We start from the raw sequence: 2231 nt of genomic DNA on the forward strand, positions 1-2231 counted from the left end.
AGCCCCAGCAGAATCGGCGACATCGTCAAAGCCGCGCTTGTTCTCACCCATTTCGAACATGGCTACCTGACGTGAAAGTCGCTGAGATCACCTCAATGTCACCGGTGCGATTGAAAGCAGTAGCCGCACGGTAAACCGACCTGAATATCTCCCGCTGCTCGCGTGGATTAAGGGCATCGTAAATGTCCATCGCCTTGGTGATATGAGGGTCATCGAGGAGGGTTTCCCCGGGCCGGAGGTTGATGTCAGCCATCATGCTGGGCTCCTTCGTTCTGTTTGGTCTGTCACGGTAGGGCTTGGCCCGGTGCTCGTTTGGGGATGTGCTGAAACGGCATGCCGGGGCGTCAGGGTGTTCGCTCCTTGGCCAGCTCGGCGGCGAGGACGACCACCTCATCTCGTGCCGCGTCGGGGCCGAGTTTGTCGCGGGCGGTGGCCATCCACTCGAAGTAGTCGCCGCGCGTGTTGAGGTAGTCACGGGCGGCTTGGAGGGCGGGTGAGACCTCCTCGGGCGTGTGGCGTGGTCGCAGGACGCGGGCGGGGCCTTTCTCGCTTCTGCGGGCCTGTGAGCCGCGTAGGGCTTCGCGGACGGCGGCGCGGGCATCTGCGGCCTCCTCGGGGGTCACGGGCGGCTCGTCGGGGTCGGGTGCCTGCTCGGGGACGGCGGGTGGTGGCTGTGCCTGCCGGGCTGCGTAGGCGGCCCGGCGTTCGGCGTTGGCCCGTACTCGGCTGAGGTAGTCGGGGAGGTCACCGCGTTCGGCGATCGCTCTGAAGTAGCCGTTCGGGTTTTCGATCCTGCCTTTGGTCGCTTGTCGAATCTCCGTGATCACTTCTCTCATCTCGTCCTCGGTGGCCCCAGCGGGGGCGAGCGCTTCCATGACGACGCGCTCGTGGCTGAGGAGAGATGAGGAGTTCTCCTGAGGAGATTGAGGAGAAGGGTGCCCCGCTGGGGGCACCTTCGGGACCAGGCGGGGCACCTTCGCGTCTGAAGCTGCCCCGGACGGGGGACCTTCAGGACCATGCGGGGCACCTTCATCCCTCTTACTGACCCGATCGGGCGACCTTTCGGGGGCAGCTTCGTATAGGAAGCTGCCCCGCTCGGGGCAGCTTGGAAGGTCCTCCAGCCGGGGGACCACGAATTCCGACATCTCGTGTCCATTACAGGCGTACACCACCCGGCCGCGCTTATCGCGCACCGGTTCGCCGTCCTTGCCGCGAACCGGCTCACGCATCTCGATGCCGTTCTTGGCCAGCTTCGTCAAGACCTTGCCGAGCTGCTTCTCGTCGGCATAGCCGGTGCGCCGCAGGATGACGGCGCGGGTCTCGCTGCCGTAGGCGTGACGGCTCTGATCGTTGGCCTGGTCGGCGATCTCCAGCGCGACCAGGCGCTCGCCCGACGAGAGCCCAGCGGGCAGCCGGTCGGCAAGCCAACGGCGTAGTTCGTAGCCCACAGGGCTCGCCCTCCTGGTTAGAGCAGGTGGTGATCAAAGGCCCGTTTGGCGCTACCAACGCCGGACGGTCCCGAAGTTTCAGCTGTGGAGAGTGTCAGTCGCCAGGCGTTCCCTCCTGATCCTTGAGGCGGCCGGTTTTCTTGGCCCAGTCGAGGATGTCGGCGAGCCACCACCAGTCGCGGCCCGAGATGGCCCCTTCGGGGTTAGGAAACTTCTCGACCGTGACCCACTCCTTGGCGGATCGTCGCCGCCAGGTGACGACGGTGTTTTCTGAGACGCGGAGCTGCTTGGCGATGCCGTCGACACCGACGGGAATCCAGGGCGGTTGCGGACGTTGCATGTAGGCAGCATACGGCTTTCCCCAACATTCGCCAGTGGTGGGCATGCGTATTCTGGAGGTTGACGGTGAATGTCTGGAACATTCGACTGGACTGGCCTTTACCCCTAGAACGAAAAACGGGCCTGCCCAGCGTTGGTAGCGCCAGACAGACCCTTGATCACCACCGGCTCTAACCCGGCGAAGACCCGTCGAACAGGGTAACGCGACCGTTGCCGCCAAGCACACCCAGAGCAGGTGGCGCCACAGCGATCCCCCCTCGCGGGCACCAGGCATCTCAGCCGGAAAGCCCACACCACACAGCCGTCGCGTCATCGTGTCAACGACGGCCGAATTTTGACCCCCTGGCGCCGCCTGGGTTCTAGTGCTTGTCGCAACACACCTGATCATTAGGGGCGTGTTGATGGCGAGGCGAGGACCCAAGCGCAGGTTGGATGTCGAGTCGG

The 2231-nt window shown here is 64.6% G+C and carries 3 protein-coding genes; all 3 read right to left on the reverse strand.

Features of this window, described 5'->3' with window-relative positions:
* Nucleotides 1-43: 43 nt before the first annotated feature.
* Nucleotides 44-256, reverse strand: a complete 213-nt coding sequence (locus AB0J58_RS44680) for a hypothetical protein (protein ID WP_364227872.1) — start codon at nucleotides 254-256, stop codon at nucleotides 44-46.
* An 88-nt stretch (nucleotides 257-344) separates the two neighbouring features.
* Complete coding sequence (locus AB0J58_RS44685; protein ID WP_364227875.1) at nucleotides 345-1448, reverse strand: hypothetical protein; 1104 nt, start codon at nucleotides 1446-1448, stop codon at nucleotides 345-347.
* A gap of 94 nt (nucleotides 1449-1542) precedes the next feature.
* Nucleotides 1543-1788 carry a hypothetical protein gene (locus tag AB0J58_RS44690; RefSeq protein WP_364227878.1) on the reverse strand — a complete coding sequence of 82 codons (246 nt, stop codon included), beginning with the start codon at nucleotides 1786-1788 and terminating at the stop codon, nucleotides 1543-1545.
* Between the last annotated feature and the right edge of the window lie 443 nt (nucleotides 1789-2231).

This window comes from Streptosporangium sp. NPDC049644 (assembly GCF_040675205.1).
GTDB lineage: Bacteria > Actinomycetota > Actinomycetes > Streptosporangiales > Streptosporangiaceae > Streptosporangium > Streptosporangium fukuiense.

Excerpts from the sequence above, each read along its gene's own strand:
- AB0J58_RS44680 (WP_364227872.1), bottom strand. The coding sequence starts at position 256 with ATGATGGCTGACATCAACCTCCGGCCCGGGGAAACCCTCCTCGATGAC.
- AB0J58_RS44690 (WP_364227878.1), bottom strand. The coding sequence starts at position 1,788 with ATGCAACGTCCGCAACCGCCCTGGATTCCCGTCGGTGTCGACGGCATC.